Raw genomic sequence first — 21701 nt, forward strand, 5'->3', positions numbered from 1 at the left:
GCGGAGTGATAATGATCACTTTTTGCCTTTTGCGGAGCGTAAACGGCTAAGGGTTTTTTCATCTATTCCCAGAAAAGAAGCCTGGTCTTTTACCTGAGCAAAGCGCTGTATACGCGGTTCCAGTTGATTGACCCTGTGATATCGTTCTGCAGCATTAAGGTGATTGCGGATATAGAGCTGGTCAAGTAGATCGGTGTGCTGTGCTGCGAAATAGGCAAGGGCGAGCCTGTTAGCCTCCCTGAAGAGGCGGTAGAGGTTCAGGGCATGCTTTTCGGGTATGGATAGGATCAGGGTGTCCTGTAAAAACTCGATTTGGAGATCTTTTGCTGCTTTGGGATTCAGGTTGTGGAGCTGATGAAGAAACCGGCCGCTGAACCAGAAGCCCAAAGTTATTTCCTCCACGTTTTCGCTGTCGGGTGCGAAAAGCCTGACTGTCCCGGTTTCCAGCAGCGGGTAGTGTCCGAAAGGAAGCTGTTCCAACGACAGGCGCTGATTTTTGTTAAAACTGTGCTCCGTGAGCACCACATTCAGGTAGGCTTTCATTCCATAGGAGAATGGTTGATAAGTTTCGAGCCTTTGGATGTAGTTTTCTGTTTCCATGTCTTTTTAGCTGCAAAGAAAATGGAATGGGGAAGGTTGTCAAGTTGCTAAAAAAGCAATCTGGAGCAACCCCATGGTAATTTTTTGATTTGGGCAGTTATTGGTCAGCTGTTGATGAACTCAGTAGTTTTCCTCAGCGAGGGCCAGCATCTGCGAAAGTTTTTCGATCACTTTCTGGATGTCTTCCGGTGCATGCGAGTAATAGGCATTCTTAAAGCTTTTTTCTGAAATGGGTGTTCCGTCAAAAGTGGTAAATCGGTTGGCGAAATATTGGTGGACCTGTTTAGCGGTCCTGGTGATCAGTACACCGGTTTCCACTTGAAGATAGATAAAATAGGCCAATTGTTTAACGGATAGTGAGAAAGCAAAACAGCCTTCAAAAGGATCGGAGATCGATGTGCGCTGGATAAGGCGGTTGATCTGTTTGATCAGTTTGATCTCTGCACCGATGTATTTTGTTATTGAATTTCCAAGGCTTGGCAGACCGGGAAACAGTTTTTTTTCGCTTGTTTTCGATGCTTGGACAACGGCTTTTTCCAGTAGCATCAGTTCATTCAGCTGCTTTTCTGGATCTGGGATAAGGTGTAACTGCTCATCGATAATGCGATAGATCATTTTTGTACCCAGCTGGTGGTTAAAATTATGCATGATCAAAAATGATATGGCCTGGACCGCATTTAATGGTTTCTTTTTTGTTATTTCTTCAAGGTCGGTGAGGATTTTGTCCCATAAACGCTCGCTCCGGTAAACAGGCTGCACATCCATAAGTGCCGCTTCCATCATAGCTGCCAGGTTCGATAACTGATCTCCGCTTTCCGCAGTTCCGCTGATCTGGTAGATTTTTTCTTTCAGTTTTTCCCTAGCTTGATAGGCTTTTTGGTCTGGAAGCGTCATTTTTTGGTCCATGTGCTCCGGAAAGTGGTTTTTTATAAAAGACAGAAGCGCTTCGCATTCTGTTAACAGATGTTCCAATAAGTTTTTTCTGAGTACCGGTCCGGTGGTTTCTTCTTTTGACCAAAGTCTTGCTGATATCCCGTCCACTAGCAATCCAAGGAACCGCTGATGGGCCTGGAAATAATTCTTCAGGGTTTCGGTCGCCGAGCCAGAGCAGGCCGTTAGTTTAAAGTTGGTACGCACTTCCGTTAGGGTTATTCTCAAGTCTTCTTTTTTTGTGCGTATATATCCCGCGGACCAGCTCTTGCGTTCGGTGCACTCGGAAAACAGTCGCTCTAGGTATTCAAGTTCGTATCTCATGGCTGTTTTCTCCGAAAATTAGGAAGATGGTGAAGGTCCTGAAAATATAGTCCATCAAAATGCTTTTAGCAGTGACAAACGTATTTTCTGCGGTGACTAAAGTAAACTGAGAATGTTGATGGCCAAGTCCTTTTTGTCGATAAAACGGCATTTTAGCCTGTTCTGAAAAGGGTTGCTTGATCTGGCAACCCCATGGCAACTTGACCCTGCACAGTCAGTCAGGTAAATTTGTTTTTAGCGGCTGGATTGACGTACTCATGTTCCGAAAACATTAAATCTTATCTTATGGAAAAACAATTGCAAAAATTTACAGAGGAGCTCTATCTTTCTTTCGAGAACGAAATCAAAGTACCCATACTCTTGGGGACAGATGAGAAAAAGAAGTTACAGGACTGCTTAATGGTGGTTAAGGGTTACCTGTCCCGTTTAAAGGAAAAGGTGCTGGAAACAGGTTTTTCGGGTGCTGAGGAAGAGGCCTGGTTCTTTAAGTACGGCAAGCCCCGCTTTTATCAGTGGCAGGTATACTGTGTGGAAAAGTTTGCTATCCGGAATGCGCGGCCGGCTCCATCCAGAGAGGGCCTGCTGGATTATTACCAGGATCAGGTTAACTATTATGGTCTTTTTTTTCAGCTGAACCGTTTTTATTACGAATATTATAAGCTAGGGGTCACTGAGCTGGATGAAATTTACTTTACGAGGGCTGGAATGACGCTGCAACCACAATCTGTTGAGGTGCCTGGAATGGATCCTGTGATGTCAACCCCTATGGATTATCTTTTTTCGAAGTTTATGGCCTATGAGATGATACAGTCGTTTCTGATCGCGCAGATCGCTGAGCTGGAATGTCCTGCGTTATCCGATTATGCGGTTGCTGGACGATCAAAACCTAAAGGCATGCAGGTGGGTTTGAGGTGGACGGGCGAAAAAGTGAACCTGATCGAACTGGCGCATGCGCTGTTTGTTTCGGGGCAGATCGATAACGGTAAGGTGGGGATCACAGAATTTTTTGAGCGGATGGGGCGGTGTTTTGAGATCGATCTTGGGATACCAAAGCGAGGTTTTGATGATCTCAGTTCAAGGAAAAGGCTGAGCAGGACGCATTTTCTGGAGATACTGCGGGATGGGCTGGATAAGAAGTTTGATGATGCGGATGCTTACGATCCCAGAAAGAGGGGGATGGATAAAAAGGGATAATCAAGTTCATGATTACCCCTCTCTAAATTAACGCTCTCTAGCTTTCGCCGGATGTAAGGCTCTCGCCCCTTATCTTGCAATTATACGGAAAAAAGTATTTTTCGGGTTTCCTTTTAGGTATTGATAGATTGTCTATCAGTTGATGGCAATTGCCTTAACTGTTGCTAAATCCTCCTTAATTAATTACATTAGGAAATGAAATTAATACTAACTCTCATTTTCAGTGTTTTCTTTTCCGTTTGTTTCGGCCAGAAGCAAGGTAACAATTCAAGAATTATCCGTGATAGTGCAGAAATCGCCGACCTAAAGAAACAGGTTGCGTTGCTACAAACAGGAATCGAACAATCAAATAACATTGTTGCGATCGGTGCATCTACAGTAGCGAACCAGCTCTCTGCATCAAACACTGCAATCGCGGTCTTTGGAATTGTTGTAGCTGTTATGTTATTTATTTCTGGCTTTTATATCACGAAAATCGAATCTAGAACAAGTGCATTAGAAAAACGGACAGCAGAGAAGCTGCTTGCCATTGAAGCCATTGAACGCAGGATTGTCGAGATACAGAGTGATATTCAGAACCATACTCCCGCATTGTACAAGGAAATCAAACGAGAGGAAACAGCATTGGTACTGGAAAGAATTGAGCAGAACCCGATGACAGGGGAGTATCTGGTTGGTGCGTTGTATGCTACTTATCTTAATGATTCCGATTATCAACGTGTATATAAACTGATAAAAGAAGGCTCTGAAGGAGATACTGTCTTTATGTATGTTGAGCTGCTTACAGTGTTTTTATTCAAATCATCTCCGATTACTTTTTTAAAAGGTGATACCATATTTTATCCTGATTATGCCGATGCAGACGATGTAAATGCTTTTATCGAACTTACGCTAAGGAACGTAGATAAACCTGAGTGCCCTATAGCCAGGGGATATCTAATAGGCTTATTGGGCCGTTACAATGTTGTTGAATATATTGATAGGATCATAGGGATTTTAACAGTCGATGAAATAAAGCAGATATTGGAAAGGATTAGGCAGGGCACAATGCCAAACAGATTTGTAGATAAACTTTCGGCGGCATTACCACAAGAATAACGTCTTGTTTTTGATCTGACTTAGATGCTTATGGGTAAGTCTTAATACTATTTTTGAACATACTAATGCCGGAATTATTATATTTGCACTGGGGTGCTCACTTTTCAAATCAGACGAAGAATGCTTGCAGAGGAATCGCAGTTAGAAATCGAGAGGCCCCTTTTATTCTTTACGGTAAGGCTCGTACACGGAGTGAAAAAATACTTGGTCTTGAACATGTATTGTCGGATGTTGTTTATCAAAGGTTTTCACTCTTCTTAATACGACCTGGACTATTGAACTTTGCCTATAATTAAAATGAACCTCAGCTCTTAACGTTAAGAAATCGACTTTTTTAATGAACCGTTTGCTTTCTCTAATAACTCCCTTTTTAACTTTTGTGAAAGTCTCTACTTCTGAACAGATTCTATAAGACACACCTAAAAGCATTAGTGAATTAAAAATCCTCATTTTTCTGCGGTTGAGCCTGGTGATATGCTTCCAGCCACTGAGAGAATATCTAATTTTTCCGATTAAAGGATTGTATATTAGCGAATATGGCTCTTTTCCAATGCCCTGTAGATTTGAATAAAGGTCTTTTGCCGATTGTTTAAAATCTGTCAACCGAAGAGTGGGAAAATCAGTGTTGACAGTATCTATATGGGGTACATCGTTTGAAACAAATTTCTCCCTTCCGAGTTTTTTTATTTTTTTGAATGCTTGAAAATCCAGGATATTCTTTTTGTCAATCAGCATGGAATAGCCTGCCGTAGAGTATACAGATGGATTCTGTGCGTCTGCCCACCAACATTTTTTTGTATCCAAATCAACAAAAATTAGGATTACCGGACCGATAAAATTTTGCCAAACCTTCTTATGGCGGTCGAGTTTTTCTTTCTTGCTGAAGTTGACACCGAATTTATCCTTGTCTGCGACAGTGATATAGTATGAATTTGAACCACTGGCAGGAATCGATGAAACTCCTTTCACCTGAATCCCTATCAGGTTTCCCGTTTCGACACCAATATCTCCTTTTATTGACCCTTTCTTCGTATTTTTTGTAACCGTAACTTTTTTACGGAGCCGTATATAACCATCGATAGAATCATCTATGCTCCCATCCACGGGCTGAAGAAAATGACCAGCATCCTGTATAGCCTTTTGCGCTTCGGTGAATGCTCTTTGTCCAGTGAGTTGAGTGTCGAAATTTTGTTTTGGCATTCCGCAAATTTAGCTTTTGTTACGATTTCCAAGGCAATACTTTGTCTCTTATCTGTTTATCTTCTTTCCAGAACTGTTTTCCTGCAATATTTCCAAGCTCGGCCATAAAGTTTTGCGTTCTGCGAAACTTTGATCCTGTTAAGCAATACAGCTTGATAGATAAATTTTCTTTGATGGTAAAGTTCATTTCTAATTGGCAGCCGATGGCTTTCGTTGCTGCCTGCCTGATGGGTATCTGTTTGGTAGGGCTTCTTTTTTATTTCTTAAAGGTTTGGTGCAGGGCCCGTGGTGAACCTGTGGGAGGGCGGTATGGCTTCTGTTTCCAGTAAAGGTGTGGTGGATGTGATGGGAAAGGTCAGGCTGGAAGCCGGGGTACAGGAAGTGCCGATGTCGGGGGTGGTTTTTGATCGTTCAGGGAATGCGGAAAGTGTGGTTACTGTGGAAAGCGTTGGGATGGCGGATGATGTGATGGATGAGGTGAGCAAGTGTTTTGAGCTGCTCGGAGAGATGGATGGCAAGAAGGAGGATTTTATGCGGATGATGTCGGGGCTGGAGGGGATATATCCGGAAATGGCGGATCATCCTGCGCTGGCGGAGGTCAGGGCGTTTATCATCTCACATGCGTCCTTTTCGCTTTCGGAGCAGGAGCTTGCAGGTTTCTGGGGTTAAGGTTTGGAGTTTAAAAAGATAGGGTTTAAAATGAAGATTGATAAGAAGGTAAAACAAGCGGTCTGGGCCAGGGTCGGTCTGGTTGGGGTTATGGGGTTGTGTTTTGTTCTGCTGCTGGAGGCTGGCGATGCGCTGGCGCAGAACGGGCAGGCGGGAATACAGGAGGCGACCAATCAGGTGAAGGGCTATTTCAATACGGGTGCGAACCTGATGTATGCGATCGGTGCGGTGATGGGGATCATCGGTGCGGTGAAGGTTTTTCAGAAATGGAATGCGGGGGAGCCGGATACAGGGAAGGTTGCGGCGGCCTGGTTTGGGAGCTGTGTTTTTCTGGTGATCGTGACTTCGGTGCTGAAATCATTTTTTGGGGTGTAGCGATGGGGACGGTGTATCAGATCAATAAGGGGCTTAACAGGCCGATCAGTTTTAAGGGACTGAAGGCGCAATACATCGCTTATCTGAGTGCTGGGCTGGTGGTATTGCTGCTGGGTTTTACGGTGGGGTATATTCTGGGGCTGCCGTTGGTGGTTTTGCTTCCGGCAACGGGGCTTTTGGGAGGGGGACTTTTTGTTGGGGTTAACTTTTTGAGCAAACGTTTTGGCAGGTACGGGCTGATGAAGTACCTGGCTTCGCGCCGGGTTCCGGTGTACCTCTGGTTCAATTCGAGGAAACTTTTTACGCAACTTAAAATTGGGGAGGGGTATGGGAAGAAATAGGGAGAGCGTTTTGCCAGGTGGCGGGGTAAAGGCTTCAGACATGTTCCCGGTGTACCGGGTGGAAAGGGACTGCATGCTTTCGGTGCAGGGGGATATTACGGTGGGTTTTGAGGTTTCGCTACCGGAGATCTTTACGCTTAGCGCCAGAGATTACGAGGCTTTTCACCAGGGCTGGGTACGGGCGATGAGGTTATTGCCGGAGCATACAGTGTTCCATAAGCAGGATTGGTTCGTTAGGGAGGCTTATGGTTTTAAGGAAGTGCCGGGCGGGGATTTTTTAAGTGTATCGAGTGAGCGGTTTTTTTCCGGCAGGGAAAGGCTGGCGCATAAGTGTTATGTGTTTCTGACCAAAAAGCCTGCGGGCAGGAAGCTGTCCAGCTCTGCCTTTAGTAATATCTTGCGTAGGAGTATTGTGCCGAAGTCTGTTATAGATGAGCAGCAGTTATCTGATTTTCTGGATGCGGTGGGGCAGTTTTCAAGGGTGCTATCCGATAGCGGTTTTGTGTCATTGGTCCGGCTGGATGATGATGCGCTGGCGGGCACGGCCAATCAACCGGGGATCATTGAGCGTTACTGCTTTTTGTTGGGTGAGAATTCTCCCTCTATGTTGCGGGACATTCACCTGAAGGGCGGGATTTCGGTGGGGGAGAAAAAGGTGGAACTCTTTACGCTTTCTGATGCGGAGGATCTGCCTGCGATGTGTGGGTCGAGGATCAATTACGATCGGTATTCGACCGACAGGACTAAGTTTTCGGTGGGTTTTGCAAGTCCATTGGGTTTGCTCCTGGACTGTGAGCATGTGTATAACCAGTATATTTTTATCGGGGACAGTAGCTTGAGCTTAAAGCAGCTGGAAGCCAAGCGCAGGCGTTTGCAGTCACTGTCTGCTTATTCGAGGGAAAATGCGGTGAGCCGTGATGCGGTGAACGGTTTTCTAAATGAAGCGGTGACGATGCAGCGTCTTCCGGTGAAAGCGCATTTCAATGTGATGGCGTGGTCGGAGGATGCAGCGAAGCAAAAAGAGCTGAAGAATCTGGTGGCTTCTGCGATGGCGGGCATGGATGTGGTATGCAAGACCGAGACGGACGGGGCGGCACAGGTGTGGTTTGCGGGGGTACCGGGCAATCAGGCAGACTTTCCGATGAACGATACCTTTGATACGTTTGCGGAGCAGGCCTGCTGCTTTTTGAATCTGGAGAGCAATTACCGTTCTTCGGATTCAGCGTTCGGCTTGCGTTTGGGTGACAGGCTCTCGGGCTATCCGGTGCATGTTGATCTTTCGGATGAGCCGATACGGCTGGGTTATACCGATAACCGCAACAAGTTTGTGCTGGGGCCGAGCGGATCGGGCAAGAGCTTTTTTACCAACCATCTGATGCGTTCCTGTTTCCGTGGTGAGGCGCATGTGGTGATCGTCGATATCGGCCACAGTTACCGTGGGCTTTGTGAGGATGCGGGTGGCTATTATTTCACCTATAGCGAGGAAAACCCGATCGCATTTAATCCTTTTTACTTAGTTCCGGGCGACGTGATGGATACCGAGAAAAAGGAAAGTATCAAGACTTTGCTTTTGGCACTCTGGAAAAGGGAGGGGGAAAGCTACCGCCAGTCGGAGTATGTGGCGGTGTCGAATGCACTGAACCTGTATTATGCTTTTCTTGGCCGCAATCCGGATGTCTTTCCCTGCTTTGATTCCTTTTATGAGTTTTTGATGGAGGAATTTCTGCAGGTGCTGGAGGATGGGAAGGTACAGGAGCGGAACTTTGATATCGATAACTTTCTTTTTGTGCTCAATCCCTATTATAAAAAAGGGGAATTCGGTTACCTGCTCAATGCCAGGGAAAACCTGTACCTGCTGCACCAGCCTTTTATTGTCTTTGAAATTGATTCGATCAAGTCGCATCCGATACTTTTTCCGGTGGTTACGCTGATCATCATGGACCTGTATGTCTCCAAGATGCGCAAGCTAAAGGGGATCCGTAAGATCATGCTGATCGAGGAAAGCTGGAAAGCGATAGCCAAGGAAGGCATGGCCGAATACCTGAAGTTTTTGTTCAAGACGGTGCGCAAGTTCTTTGGCGAGGCGATCGTGGTGACGCAGGAAGTGGAGGATATTATTTCTTCCCCTATTGTTAAAGCAGTATGATTATGGAGCCAGGTTCTATGCCCCGGTGATTGGCAGATGGAATTCTGTAGATCCTTTGGCAGAAGGAACAGATGACCTATCACCATATAATTACGTGATGAATAATCCTATTCTGATGATTGACCCTGATGGTATGAGGGCAGACACAGTTAAGATTATTAATCTTGAAAGCGTTGTTATACATGGATACAAAAGTCAAAAAGTGATGGAGCCAGTACATGGCTTTTGGAATTATATATATCGTGGATTCTTTCCAAGGCAGGTTACTGTTGATATGGGGTTAGGTGAATATCGGAATGTTGATGTTGATAACCGTGGATACATGCAGAACCCATGGATGATTAAGATGGAAATGCCTGACCTCGGGGTAAAGAATGGTTATAATACGATTTATAAAGGAATTAAAAAAGGATTGCCATATATTGGAAAAGCATTTAATATATTTAAGCGATATACAAAAGAAGAAAGGTTGCTGATGAAGATAGAACCTGTTTTAAATGGGATAGATGATCCAAAATTATTGAGGGCAGTGGAACAACAGGTTTTAGAATATGCGAAAACAAAAGGTGCCGTAGCAAACATCAACAACGCATTTAATCCAAAGAAAAAAGAATATGCTGAGTATGCACAAAAGGCTTTGGTGTGGCTTGAAAAAAATGCTCCAAACTGGAAAGAATCTTTTTAGAAAATAATTATGGAAGTACATTATATTAAATTACCATTAAATACTATTCCGTTTGAAGAAATACCTTCTTTGGAAAACATATCTTATAATTATGTCAATTGCTCTTACTTTTCCCTGAAAACCTTTATGGGAGTAGATTATATTCTATTCAGTGTTTACGATATATTCACAGATATAGATGTGAATGAAATAGATGAATCAAATTTGCTATTTGGGAGAGTGATATCCGAAACGCCTACAAAAAGGGGGATAAATAAAGTTGTCTCAGTTAAAAGCATTAAAAAGGAGATTACAAAAAGTGATTTGCCGAATTTAAAATATAGCAACAATAATCAAATTGAGGGGAACTGGTTTTATGTTAAAGATGGAGATTATTTTGCACTCTCTGGCATCAAATCAAGCTTTGCAAAAGTTAAACATCTTGAAGGAATATCAATATACGGGGATACGATACTACGGTTAAGAATTGTTATTGAGCTTTTAAAGAAAAACATAAAAAGAAAACTGATCATCATTTCTGATAAGCAGTTTAACCAAATTGCATTTAAGGTATTGAGGTCTGAGCCTTCAATGAAAAAAATAAGCGATGAAGATATTCAGTATGGTGTCGATAATTGGCTTCCCTCAATGCTAATGACCCCTCTATATAATGAAATTCCTGATGAATTTAAGGAACGGGTAATCGTTTAGCTGCCTAATCCTACGCTGGCACAAGCATGTGGCGTGTAAAAGTAAGGAAAGTAGCAAAGCTCAGCAATATAAAAATGTTGGGCTTTGTTATTTCTGTAGGAGTTCAAGTTTAAGCAATCTCAGAATCAGTCGAGCCAGTAAAACAGATTTTAGATTGAACCCGTGCTGGTGCGAGCGTGTCGCTCGTATCAATCCTATCAATTGCTCAACTAGCGCTTAAGGTTAATCCTGCCGTATGGGATATTGGATGCCACGGGTCATAATCCTGTTGATATGATCGCAGATTATAATAAATAATAAATAATGAAAAAAGAGATACGACATATATATATTAGGCTCTATAAATACTATGATAATGATAGGTCAATTCCATTAGTGTCTGTATTTTGTGTAATATTTGCAATAATGGTTTTTATGGCTTTTGGGCTGTTTAATGTCGTGAAAATATTTTTTGGAAAGGGGCTATTTACTTTTCCTGTAGCTAAGGCTGGAACAATTATGTATCTGTGGCCATTATTGTTGTTTTTCCCATTATACTTGATTTTTAAGTATTTGATGCAAAAAGAAGGACTACATGATTCAATCATGAATGAATTTGAAAATGAATCTGAAAAGGAGAGAAGAAAAAGTATTTTTATAACATTATGTGTGGTTATATTTCCCTTAGTTTTCTTCTTTTTGACACTTTACTTAAGAGGATAATTTCCGGATACATCTGGTCGTAGCGTTTTGCTACGGCCTATTCAAACAATCCCTTTGCAGGTGTAGCCCGTATTTAATCGGTTCGCTAGTGCAAGCCTGTGGCGGCTTGTACTGAAATAAATAAAGCAAAGTCTATCAATGTAAAAATGGTTAGGCTTTAAGATTTAAATATTGATATTCAATGGAACGCTAGCGGGGTTCAAGTCCCGTCAATTCCAATCCAGAACAAAAGCCTTAACTAGAATGTTGAGGCTTTTGTCGTTTTTAGCACATTTTGTTATAATCAGGTACTTGTATTCCTATGTGCTATCTGGAGTATTTCTTCCAAGGTTTTCCTTTATTCCCCATATGCAGATCATACGATAAGCCTTTTTCGATGCAAATATTTCCAAGCTCGGCCGTAAAGTTTTGCGTTCTGTGAAACTTTGATCCAGTTAAGCAATGCCGCTTGACGGATAAATTTTCTTTGATGTTACTTTTTCTTTCTGATTGGCAGCCGATGTTTTTTGTTGCTGCCTGCCTGATGGGCATCTGCGTGGTCGGGCTTCTTTTTTATTTCTTAAAGGTTTGGTGCCAGGCCCGTGGTGAACCTGGGGTGGGTAGTATAGCTTCTGTTTCCGGTGGAGGCGTGGCTGATGTGATGGGAAAGGTGAGGCTGGAGGCTGGGGTACAGGAGGTGCTGATGTCGGAGCTGGTTTTTGACCGTTCAGGGAATGCGGAAGGCGTCGTCAGTGTGCAAAGCGTGGGGATGGCGGATGATGTGATGGATGAGGTGAGCAGGTGTTTTGAGCTGATCGGGGAGATGGATGGTAAGAAGGAAGATTTTATGCGGATGATGGCTGGGCTGGAGGGGATTTATCCGGAAATGGCGGATCATCCTGCGCTGGCGGAGGTCAGGAAGCCTACAATCAATGCAAGCTGAATTCAGTTTTTTGGTGTTCATTTTGGAGCATATTAGATTTTCAAATATATAATATTCTTGAATAAGGTCAATACCTCTGTACTGGCTCGGTCTTTATCGCCTGATCTATTACCGTCAATAACAGAGAAAAAATGTCTTTTTTCTTCTTTTTGCTAACCTTGCCGTGGTTATAAAATAATGTCCAAGTTTTTTTGTTCAACATTTTTTAATGTTCAGCAGTGCTGAACATTAAAAAATGTTGAACATATTAAAACAATTCTTTTTGCAAGATGAATTATAAATCATTTAATTTTAACATATTATGAAAGTATTTTTTTGTTTATGTCTTTTATGTTCATTATATTTGAATGTTCAGCACTGCTGAACATTCAAATATAATGAACAGGATGGAGAATGATATTGACTTTGTACAAGAGGCTGTAAGCGAATTAAACACAATAAGTGGAATTCCCATTACCCTTGAACAACGATCCAAAAATGATGATCTAATCATTAGGTTAAAAAATAACCTATTTTTTTGCGAGGTAAAAAAGCACGCAAAAAATGCCAATTATGGTGTTTTGATTTCGAGCATACACCGAAACCTGAAAGATAGTTTGATCATTGCTGATTATCTGAGTAAAGACACCGCGGAGCGATTGAAGGAAAGCGGCGTGAATTACCTTGATCGGGCGGGGAATGCACATATCAAAACAGACAATATTTTTTTATATGTAGAAGGGCGAAAAGCACGCATTAACAAAAAAACCAACCAATCCAGAGCTTTCGCAGAGGCTGGTCTAAAACTGCTGTTACTCTTTATCACCAACCCGGAAAGCCTTCAATTCAACTACAGAGAAATTGCCGCTAGAACTGATATCGCCCTTGGTTCGGTCAGCAATATCATCAACGAACTAGAAGAGGAAAACTTCCTGCTCAAGACAACAAAAGGTAGAACCTTAAAACACAGGGACGAACTCATCAGACGTTGGGTAACGGCCTACAACGAAACAATAAAGCCCAGGGTTTTCAGAAGGAAAATGCGCAGCATTGAACAGCAAAGGCTCAGCGACCAAATACTCGACCACTCAAACATTCACGCCTATCTTGGCGGTGAAGGGGCTGGTGCAATAATGACTGGATACCTCAAGGCGCAAGATTTTACGATTTATTCAGATATGGGAATGGCCACACTAGCCAAGACCCTCAAGCTTGTACCTGATGAACTAGGAAACGTAGAAATTTATCATCCCATATGGACGAAAGGACTAATCTTAAATCGACCAAACATAGCGCCGCCTTTAATCGTCTACGCTGATTTATTGGCAAATGGAAACAGTCGAAATATAGAAACGGCGAAACTGATCATGGAAAATGGATTATAAAATATCGAGCGATAAGCTCGAACACCCACTTATCAAGGCCTTACTGAAGGAAATCATACCAGTATTTGAAAATTTGGATATTAGATTCTTTATCATAGGCGCCACAGCCCGTGACATTATCATGGAACTGAACGGACAAAAGTCTGCCAGAAGAACGCAAGATATCGATATTGCCATAGCAGTTAACAAATGGGAAGAATTCGCAGCCGTAGAGAAGGCGATCACTGGCCTGGATAATTTCACAAAGGATGCCAAGCAAAAGCAGCGCTTCCTCTACCTAAATGAATTTCAGGTGGATATTGTACCCTTTGGCGGGATTGCAAATGAAAAACACAAGATCTTCTGGCCACCCGACCAATCATTTGCTATGACCGTACTCGGGTTTGATGAAGCTCAGCAGCACGTACACAAAGTAGAAATCGACGGAGAATTGACCATCGAAATTGTCTCGCTTACGGGAATATTTATACTAAAACTGGTTGCTTGGCGAGACCGGCATCATAAAAACAACAAGGATGCTGATGACATGGGATTTATTCTACAAAATTACCTGAATATTCATGATGAGCGTGCGGCTAACGAACATTATGACCAGGTTTATGGTCTGGAAGATTTTACAGTAACCAAAGCGGGCGCAGCATTGATGGGCATTGATGTTAACCTGATGGTATCTGCCAATCAAGAGAGCAAAAATGCACTTAAAGAAATCATCGAAAAAGAAGTTGCCCGGGAAGAAAATAGCATCTTATTCAATCAGATCATCGAAACCAACCACATAAAATACGAAGAAGTGTTTGAAAGCTTTCAAATCATCCTGGAAAAACTAAGCTAAGGCAATCAAATTATGAACATCAAAAAACTCAGTGAAAAGGGCAAACGTACAGATAATCAGGATTTCCTGCTCATCGACACTTCAGATGCCCTACGCAACAGTTTTATCATTGCTGACGGAATGTCTGGCTATGTTGATGGCGCTGTTGCCGCTAAACTGTCTTGCGAAAAGATTTTGGATAAGATCAAATCTGCACCGAAAATCAACACCGTTTCCCTTCAGGAATCAATCGATATTGCAAACCAGGCCATCCTTGAAATAAATACCAATCGGCAAGAATTGTCCGGAGCAGCTGTAGCCGGACTCGTGCTGCATGCCTTATCAGCACATATCTTCTGGCTGGGTGACCTCACAGTGTACGCCTTAAAAAATGGCAAAGTGATTTTCCAGACCCGGAGCCATACCATGGTCAATGCCTTGCAAGACTCAGGAATTGAACTCGATGAGCAAACAATCCTTGATTATACGCATATCCTCACTAGAAACCTATCCGGAAAACCCGAAAAAGCGACTATCGGCTATCACTATATGGAAGTTGAACAAGGCGATCAATTCCTGATCTGCTCGGATGGCGCATTACCCACCATCGATCAATGGATTGCCGGAATACCATCCTCAGGCGCAATAGATTTACCGGGAAAAGACCTGGCAACCAACAGTGAAGATAATTATTCAGCCATTTTAATCACGGTATGAGTGTGATCAACTAAGCAACCAACCTAGGTGGATAAACCTGAGTACATTGACCCCCGTCTCACCAGAAATAAAATTGTTGTAAAGTTTTGTTTGTCTGTATTTTAGTGAATTGGCGGAAAGGGGTCAAATGAATTGGTTTGTGCAGGTACGCTACCTAACATGTTTTCACTGCAATTTGATTAAGCCTTTTGTAATCCTATTATAAGTTTATCCTCCCATACCCCAATTATCCTTTAATCAGAATCCAACTTTATCTTGTTGGATTTCATAATGTTGTCTCGAAAATCTGCTACCTCAGATGTGGTGATATCCATACATTTTTTTCTGGGCCGATTTAACAATTCAGCCCCTAGATGTAAACAAAAGATACCTACGTCAGAGACTTTTTGCAACTACATTTGGATAGAAAAAATTACTAGCCAAAATTCTAACCGATTATGAGAAAATTTTTAACATGTGCAGCAGTAACCATGCTCTTATTTACAGCCTGCAAAAAAGAGCAGCAAGTTGTAACAGATAAAACAGGAGAGGTAAAAGCCGATTGGACCTCGGATAACAGCACCTTTAATTACACCAGTAAAACTTATTCTCCATATACTGTTTTTAATAATGTATGGGGTGCAAATCCTGGCTATCAGAGTATCTGGGCCAATAATGGAAACAATTGGGGGATCTGGTCTAACCATCCAAATACATCAGGTATAAAATCTTACCCCAATTCCGAACGCAAGGTACAGCGCACGCTGAGCAGTTTGAATAGCCTTACCTCTCAATACGATATTACCGTGCCTTCAGATGGATCATGGGGCGCAGATTATGATGTTTGGACGAGTAATGACAAATATGAAATTATGCTGTGGATGAACTACAGAGGAAGTGTTGGGCCTATAGCCAGTGCGTATCCGGGTGGTGTGGCTCAAATCAATGTAGCCAACAAAACTGTTGGCGGACATACCTGGAATGTGTACAAAGGCCCTGTTGGTTCGGATGGCAAACAGGTATTTTCTTTCCTGCGTACCAGCAACTCAACCTCAGGCAATGTTAATATCAAAGATATTATGAACTATCTTAAAAACGACCTTGGCTGGATCGGGAACGAAACGATAGACCGCGTTCAGTTCGGTTTTGAGGTAACCAGTACCGCCGGAGGCAGAGACCATAGGGTAAATAACTATACCGTATCCTTTAATTAATTAACAATTTATAACGGGCGTATTAATTTTTTCTACCTAAATCCATTACCCAGTAGGTGCCAGCTTTGCCGGCACCTACTTCATTATAGGCCGAGTCCATCATGGCCTTACAATGGCTTTCGCTGGCAATCCATGCTTCCATAACCAGGGCAGCACTGTTATAATTTTTAGCAATAACTTCCCCAACTTCCGTTCCGGTGTACCCCTGTTCCCGCGATCGCTGCACAGCCGGAATACCTTCGGGTGTGATATGGCTAAAATAGTTCCGGTTCAACATATCCTCAGCATGCAGTGCGGCAGTTTTTTCCAATGCGGTATTCCAGGTTACCTTTTGTACAGGTGGCATAATATCTGTTCCGCAGGTGCAGCCTGTTTTCCTTATCTGGTTGAGTCTGCTCAACAGTTCAGCCTGAATGTCAATTTCAACATCTGCTGTTCGTTCCTTTTTGCACGAAAAAATAAATGCGCTCAACATAAGCATAAATAAATACGCTAACCAGATACTTTTACGCTTATTTGCTAAAAAACTGTGGTTATTCATTTTTTTGGTAGAAGGATATGCTAGTTTACGCCTGAGTTTCTAAGATACATATAGATATCTATAAAAACACTTCAAAACTAAATAAAGCACATCTGGTTATATTTTATGAGTTAATTATAAAAATAACCTGTTATTGGTTTTTGTAGTTTTATTGTTACATTGCGTATGCTTTACCCATAACCAAATATTTTTTTTGCGATTAAAATGCGTGTTAAAATCATCCTGATCTTATTGGTTATTTGTGAATTTGCATATGCACAGCAAACACAACTGCAGTTTTCAAGGCTTGATCTATCAAACGGACTTTCCAGTAATCAGGTAACCGCTATTTATAAAGATAAGCAAGGCTACATGTGGTTTGGTACCATGGCCGGATTAAACAGGTATGATGGTTATCAGTTTAAGGTTTTTAAGCATAATGCGAGGGATCCAAAATCCTTAAGCGATGATTTCATCAATGCAATAAGCGAACTACCCGATGCGAAACTGCTAATCGATACCCGGGCAGGCCTAAATGTTTTTGATCTTGAAAAGGAGGAATTTATCCAGAATATTGCCGCTTACTTTAAAAGCATGGGTATACCCACTACAAAAGTAATAGGTATTAAAAAAGATAAAATTGGTAACTTTTGGTTCAATGCCGGGGCCGAAGGCATCTATGTTTACAACATAATTACAAAGAAAACCCGCCATTTAAAATGTTCAGACCGTGCCCTGAATGCTTTGGGATCAGCACCTGTTACCCATATCCAAAGTGATGCCAAAGGCAATATTTACGTTTTACATACCGATAAATCTTTCGAACTTTTAGATATCAATACCTTAAGGGTTAAAAGGAGGTATTACGATTTTAAGATCAAAGAAAAGACTGCTTTTAAACCGCTGCGTTTTTTTATCGACAATGACGGTGACATATTTATCTGGAGTTTTGATGACCGGGAAGGACTAACTTATTACCAGCCAGAACATCATCTTGTAAAATATTTTAGTCAAAAAACAGGTAGTTTAAATAATAGTTTGGTAACCGGAGTAATCCAGGATGAAAGCGGTACTATTTGGATCAGTACCGATCATGGTGGCATTAACATTTTAAATAAACAAAACCTTAAAGTAACCTATGTGCAAAATAGGGAGGACGATCCGAAAAGTTTAAGCCAGAATAGTGTAGTGAGCCTTTATAAAGACAACGAAGGAATTATCTGGATTGGGACTTTTAAAAAAGGAATTAGCTATTACCATAAAAACATCATCAAATTTCCACTGTTCAGACATTTGGCTTCTGACAGCCGCAGTTTGCCCTATGATGATGTAAACCGGTTTGTGGAAGATGATCAGGGCAATCTATGGATTGGCACCAACGGACAGGGGCTGATTTATTACAACAGAAAAACACAAAGTTATAAGACCTATAGGCACCAGGTGGATAACCCCAATAGCATCAGTAACGATATTGTGGTAAGCTTATTTATCGATGATCAAAAAAAACTGTGGATCGGAACTTATTTTGGCGGTTTGGACTGTTTTGATGGACAGAATTTTAAAAATTACCGCCACGATCCAAACAATGCCAAGAGCCTTGGCGATGACCGGATATGGGATATTATTGAAGGGGACGACCAAAAGCTCTGGATTGCCACTTTAGGTGCAGGTATCGACGTACTGGACCGTTCAAAAGGTACCTTTTCACATTACAAGGCCTATTCATCAGCCAATACCATAGGGTCTAATTTTATTACGACTTTATTAAAAGACAAATATGGCAATGCCTATATCGGTACCTCATCAGGCCTGGATTTTTGGGAGAAGAAAACCGGAAAATTCAGGCATTTTAATGCAGACCCATACCTTAAAAACTCACTGAGCAATGGCAATGTTTATGATATCCTGGAAGATAGTTACGGGTATATCTGGGTAACCACGAGGGACGGACTGAACCGGTATAACCCTAAAAACAACCAATTTGATGTGTATAGAGTTGATAATGGGCTTCCTGATAACAATACGTTAAAGATACTTGAAGACAAAAACCGTAACCTTTGGCTAAGCACCACAAAAGGCTTAACGTTTATCAAGGTAAAAAAAACAGATAAAGGTCTTACTTACACCTTCAGAAATTATGATCAGCAGGACGGCCTGCAGGGAAGAGAGTTTAATATAAACTCCGGCTATATTACCAAAAATGGCGAACTGATATTCGGAGGTGCAAATGGCTTTAATCTATTTAAGCCAGAAGATATCAGGACTGACCATACAACACCTGAAATTGCCCTTTCTGAGCTGCAGATTGCCAATAAAAGCGTGGCTGTTAGCGAGGAGATGGATGGAGAGGTGATTCTGCATAAAACCTTAAACAGTTCTGAAAATTTATCTTTAACCCATGAGCATAATGTAATCTCGATTGAATTTACAGCATTAAATTACTTTAACCCTGATAAGATCAGGTATCGGTATATGTTAGAAGGCTTTGATAAAACCTGGCAAGAGCCTACAGGGAATTTACGCAGGGCAACCTATACCAATCTGGATCAGGGATCGTATGTGTTCAGGGTTTCATCTACCAATTCTACAGGCGATTGGGTATCGAACGAGAAAAGAATTTCTATCAAAATATTGCCACCCTTCTGGAAAACGCCATTAGCTTATTTGCTTTATCTTGCGCTTGCCGGCGGAATACTTTTTCTGATCAGACACCGGGGTATCCGAAAATTAAAACGCGAATTTGCATTGGAGCAGGAGCGCCATGAGGCAAAACGTATGCACGACCTGGATCTGATGAAGATCAAATTTTTTACCAACGTAAGTCACGAGTTTCGTACGCCTTTATCACTGATCATTACACCAATGGAAAAACTGATCAGACAGACAGCAGATGAAGAAAAAAAACAGCAAATGCAGATGATCCATAGAAATGGGCGACGACTACTGAACATGGTAAACCAGTTGCTGGATTTCAGAAGAATGGAAGTGCAGCAGTTAAAACTTGATTGTAAGCTTGGCGATGTAGTTGATTTTATAAAAGACCTGACCTATTCCTTTACCGATATTGCCGAAAAGAAAAATATTAAATTCCATTTCGAATCCGAACTCATCAGCTTGATCACAGCTTTTGATCATGATAAAATAGAAAGGATACTGTTCAATCTGCTTTCCAATGCATTTAAATTTACATCCGAAAGTAGATCGGTTAGTGTGCTGTTAAGTTCGACGCTAAATAATTTTAATCAAACCTGTCTCTTGATCAGTATTAGCGATAATGGTATCGGCATTGAAGAAGATAAACTGAACCGGATATTCGACCGCTTTTTTCAGAGCGATATCCCGGGATCCTTTGTTAATCAGGGCAGCGGGATAGGCTTGGCCATTACCAAAGAGTTTGTCCGCTTGCATGGTGGTGAGATCTGGGCCGAAAGTAAGGTTGGTGCGGGTTCTACCTTTACAGTTAAAATTCCCTTTGATGAGGCAGAGGTAACAATAGTAGAAAATAGTAAACTCAGTTTTACAGCTAAACCGTCTACCAGAGCGCTATCAGAAGAAAGTAATGCTGTGGCTGTATCGGGATTCGATAAAAAGCCAGTGTTACTTTTGGTAGAGGATAATGACGACTTTAGGTTCTATTTAAAAGATAATTTAAACGAATTTTATCAGATTTACGAAGCGGTGAACGGAAAAGAGGGATGGCAAAAAGTCTTATCTGCCCATCCCGATCTGGTGGTGAGCGATATCAGTATGCCCGAAATGAACGGTATCGACCTGTGTAAAAAAATTAAAGGCGATGTACGTACTGCAGATACACCAGTAATATTACTGACCGCACTTACAGGCGAAGAGGTGCAGCTTTCTGGTCTGGAAACCGGGGCTAATGATTATGTAACGAAACCTTTTAATTTTGAAATACTGCTCTTCAAAATTAAAAACCAGCTCAAACAGTTAGAATCGTCGAAGATAAAATATAAAAAGCAGGTCGATATTAATCCCAAAGCCGATGAAATAGAATCTGTTGATGAAAAATTTATGCGGCAGCTTTCTGTGCTGATCGAAACCAATGTATCCAATGCTGATTATTCTGTAGATCGGTTAAGCCAGGACATGAACATGAGCCGTGTAAGCCTTTATAAAAAAGTACTGCTTTTAACCGGGAAATCTCCGGTAGAGTATATCCGTTTTTACCGCCTCAGAAAAGCAACCCAGCTTTTGGAAAAATCGCAGCTAACCGTTTCCGAAATTGCTTACGAGGTTGGTTTTAACAACCCAAAGTATTTTACCAAGTATTTTAAGCAGGAATTTAATATGCTCCCATCAGTGTATATCGCCAAAAAACTAAGTAAAAGTAGAGTTGAACTGTAAATAGAAGTGGGACAAACATAAATTGGATAGGTTTCATGTGGCGCTGATCTGTTTTCTGGGAGTTATTTGTTTTGAATTGTGCCTTTGGCTGCAGCAATAATGAGTTGGGCTACTTCTTTAGCGTGCGAGATGTAAACCGAATGGCTGGCTCCTTCTATTTCTATAACCTGGCTTTTTGCACGTTTTGCATACATTCTTTCCAGATCCGGATTGATGATCCGGTCTGACTTGGCTACCATATACCAACTTGGCTTTGTTTTCCAGGCAGGGTTGTGGATAATGGCATGAAATACGGAATCTGCTGTTGGCGTTTGCGAATTGGCCATAAAATCGGCCTTTGATGCCGGTAGATCCGCTGAAAAATCGGCTGCGAAGAATTTCGGATCAATATAATCCCAGCCGTCCTTTCCCTTGGTCAGCGATTTATAAGCCGAAGGATTCAGCTTGCCGTTATTTGCCTCCGACTCGCCATCATCAGGGGCATGCGCAGCAATATATACCAAGCCGGCCACTTTTGGATCATTGCCGGCTACCGTGATAATTGCTCCTCCATAGCTATGGCCTACCAGGATACAGGGGCTGTCCTGCTGATCAATTATTCGCTTTACCGCTGCAACATCTTCCTCAAAAGTGGTAAGCGTATGTTGTGTTACGCTTACCTTATATCCTTTTTTTATAAGTATTTCGTAAACCGGCTGCCAGCCAGACCCGTCTACAAAAGCACCGTGAACCAGCACCACATTCCGGATGTGTGCTGTATCCTGCGCTTTTACGGGAATGGAAAATATGAATGATACGAACAGCAAAAGCAGCCAAATCGCTTTTGCCTGATAATGGATATTTAACGTTTTCATA

21 protein-coding genes are annotated in these 21701 nt (G+C 41.9%); 15 read left to right on the top strand and 6 right to left on the bottom strand.

Annotated features, from left to right (window positions below; translation table 11 throughout):
- Nucleotides 1–15: 15 nt before the first annotated feature.
- Both EYS08_RS03070 and EYS08_RS03075 read right to left on the bottom strand, forming a co-directional pair.
- Nucleotides 16–600, bottom strand: coding sequence for a Crp/Fnr family transcriptional regulator (locus EYS08_RS03070; RefSeq protein WP_131028389.1), 585 nt, complete (start codon nt 598–600; stop codon nt 16–18).
- A gap of 120 nt (nt 601–720) precedes the next feature.
- Complete coding sequence (locus EYS08_RS03075; protein WP_131028390.1) at nt 721–1758, bottom strand: hypothetical protein; 1038 nt, start codon at nt 1756–1758, stop codon at nt 721–723.
- A gap of 381 nt (nt 1759–2139) precedes the next feature.
- Between EYS08_RS03075 and EYS08_RS03080 the strand changes: the two genes are divergently transcribed.
- On the top strand, nt 2140–3048 hold the full coding sequence (locus EYS08_RS03080; RefSeq protein ID WP_131028391.1) for an RteC domain-containing protein: 909 nt from the start codon (nt 2140–2142) through the stop codon (nt 3046–3048).
- 195 nt (nt 3049–3243) lie between these two features.
- The gene (locus EYS08_RS03085; protein ID WP_131028392.1) at nt 3244–4146 is read left to right on the top strand and encodes a hypothetical protein; all 903 of its coding nucleotides are present in this window, start codon (nt 3244–3246) and stop codon (nt 4144–4146) included.
- 162 nt (nt 4147–4308) lie between these two features.
- Here EYS08_RS03085 and EYS08_RS03090 read toward each other — a convergent pair whose 3' ends face one another.
- Together EYS08_RS03090 and EYS08_RS25625 are read right to left on the bottom strand one after the other, a co-directional pair.
- Nucleotides 4309–5346 (bottom strand): DUF4365 domain-containing protein, encoded by a 1038-nt coding sequence (locus tag EYS08_RS03090; protein WP_131028393.1) that lies wholly within the window; start codon nt 5344–5346, stop codon nt 4309–4311.
- A gap of 19 nt (nt 5347–5365) precedes the next feature.
- Nucleotides 5366–5533 (bottom strand): hypothetical protein, encoded by a 168-nt coding sequence (locus tag EYS08_RS25625; protein WP_165456354.1) that lies wholly within the window; start codon nt 5531–5533, stop codon nt 5366–5368.
- 122 nt (nt 5534–5655) lie between these two features.
- Between EYS08_RS25625 and EYS08_RS03095 the strand changes: the two genes are divergently transcribed.
- The 12 genes from EYS08_RS03095 to EYS08_RS03150 all read left to right on the top strand — a co-directional run bounded on the left by EYS08_RS03095 (nt 5656) and on the right by EYS08_RS03150 (nt 15961).
- A complete protein-coding gene (locus EYS08_RS03095) occupies nt 5656–6015 on the top strand; it encodes a hypothetical protein (protein ID WP_131028394.1) in 360 nt (119 codons plus the stop codon).
- 90 nt (nt 6016–6105) lie between these two features.
- On the top strand, nt 6106–6390 hold the full coding sequence (locus EYS08_RS03100; protein ID WP_244215850.1) for a DUF4134 domain-containing protein: 285 nt from the start codon (nt 6106–6108) through the stop codon (nt 6388–6390).
- A 2-nt stretch (nt 6391–6392) separates the two neighbouring features.
- On the top strand, nt 6393–6731 hold the full coding sequence (locus tag EYS08_RS03105) for a DUF4133 domain-containing protein (protein WP_131028396.1): 339 nt from the start codon (nt 6393–6395) through the stop codon (nt 6729–6731).
- Nucleotides 6718–8877 (top strand): TraG family conjugative transposon ATPase, encoded by a 2160-nt coding sequence (locus tag EYS08_RS03110; protein ID WP_208745776.1) that lies wholly within the window; start codon nt 6718–6720, stop codon nt 8875–8877. Before EYS08_RS03105 ends, EYS08_RS03110 begins: the two co-directional genes overlap by 14 nt.
- Entirely contained in the window at nt 8861–9562 is a 702-nt protein-coding gene (locus EYS08_RS03115; protein ID WP_244215840.1) for an RHS repeat domain-containing protein, read from the top strand. Before EYS08_RS03110 ends, EYS08_RS03115 begins: the two co-directional genes overlap by 17 nt.
- 9 nt (nt 9563–9571) lie before the next feature.
- Nucleotides 9572–10252, top strand: coding sequence for a hypothetical protein (locus EYS08_RS03120; RefSeq protein ID WP_131028398.1), 681 nt, complete (start codon nt 9572–9574; stop codon nt 10250–10252).
- A 303-nt stretch (nt 10253–10555) separates the two neighbouring features.
- Nucleotides 10556–10954 carry a hypothetical protein gene (locus tag EYS08_RS03125; RefSeq protein ID WP_131028399.1) on the top strand — a complete coding sequence of 133 codons (399 nt, stop codon included), beginning with the start codon at nt 10556–10558 and terminating at the stop codon, nt 10952–10954.
- Nucleotides 10955–11402: 448 nt separating this feature from the next.
- Nucleotides 11403–11876 (top strand): hypothetical protein, encoded by a 474-nt coding sequence (locus tag EYS08_RS03130; RefSeq protein ID WP_131028400.1) that lies wholly within the window; start codon nt 11403–11405, stop codon nt 11874–11876.
- A 386-nt stretch (nt 11877–12262) separates the two neighbouring features.
- A complete protein-coding gene (locus EYS08_RS03135; RefSeq protein WP_165456355.1) occupies nt 12263–13240 on the top strand; it encodes a type IV toxin-antitoxin system AbiEi family antitoxin in 978 nt (325 codons plus the stop codon).
- Nucleotides 13230–14072: a nucleotidyl transferase AbiEii/AbiGii toxin family protein gene (locus tag EYS08_RS03140; RefSeq protein ID WP_208745777.1), complete on the top strand. Its 843-nt coding sequence runs from the start codon at nt 13230–13232 to the stop codon at nt 14070–14072. The genes EYS08_RS03135 and EYS08_RS03140 overlap by 11 nt, the downstream gene beginning before the upstream one ends.
- A gap of 12 nt (nt 14073–14084) precedes the next feature.
- On the top strand, nt 14085–14768 hold the full coding sequence (locus tag EYS08_RS03145; RefSeq protein WP_131028402.1) for a PP2C family protein-serine/threonine phosphatase: 684 nt from the start codon (nt 14085–14087) through the stop codon (nt 14766–14768).
- Nucleotides 14769–15205: 437 nt separating this feature from the next.
- A complete protein-coding gene (locus tag EYS08_RS03150) occupies nt 15206–15961 on the top strand; it encodes a GH12 family glycosyl hydrolase domain-containing protein (protein ID WP_131028403.1) in 756 nt (251 codons plus the stop codon).
- A 22-nt stretch (nt 15962–15983) separates the two neighbouring features.
- On the opposite strand, the gene EYS08_RS03155 is transcribed toward EYS08_RS03150, so the two are convergent.
- Nucleotides 15984–16502 (bottom strand): CAP domain-containing protein, encoded by a 519-nt coding sequence (locus EYS08_RS03155; protein ID WP_131028404.1) that lies wholly within the window; start codon nt 16500–16502, stop codon nt 15984–15986.
- Between the two features lie 204 nt (nt 16503–16706).
- Here EYS08_RS03155 and EYS08_RS03160 point away from each other — a divergent pair, with 204 nt between their 5' ends.
- Nucleotides 16707–20846: a hybrid sensor histidine kinase/response regulator transcription factor gene (locus EYS08_RS03160; protein WP_131028405.1), complete on the top strand. Its 4140-nt coding sequence runs from the start codon at nt 16707–16709 to the stop codon at nt 20844–20846.
- A 62-nt stretch (nt 20847–20908) separates the two neighbouring features.
- On the opposite strand, the gene EYS08_RS03165 is transcribed toward EYS08_RS03160, so the two are convergent.
- Entirely contained in the window at nt 20909–21700 is a 792-nt protein-coding gene (locus EYS08_RS03165) for an alpha/beta hydrolase (RefSeq protein ID WP_131028406.1), read from the bottom strand.
- Nucleotide 21701 lies beyond the last annotated feature (1 nt).

The sequence above is a fragment of the Pedobacter kyonggii genome (genome assembly GCF_004310665.1).
Lineage (GTDB): Bacteria > Bacteroidota > Bacteroidia > Sphingobacteriales > Sphingobacteriaceae > Pedobacter > Pedobacter kyonggii.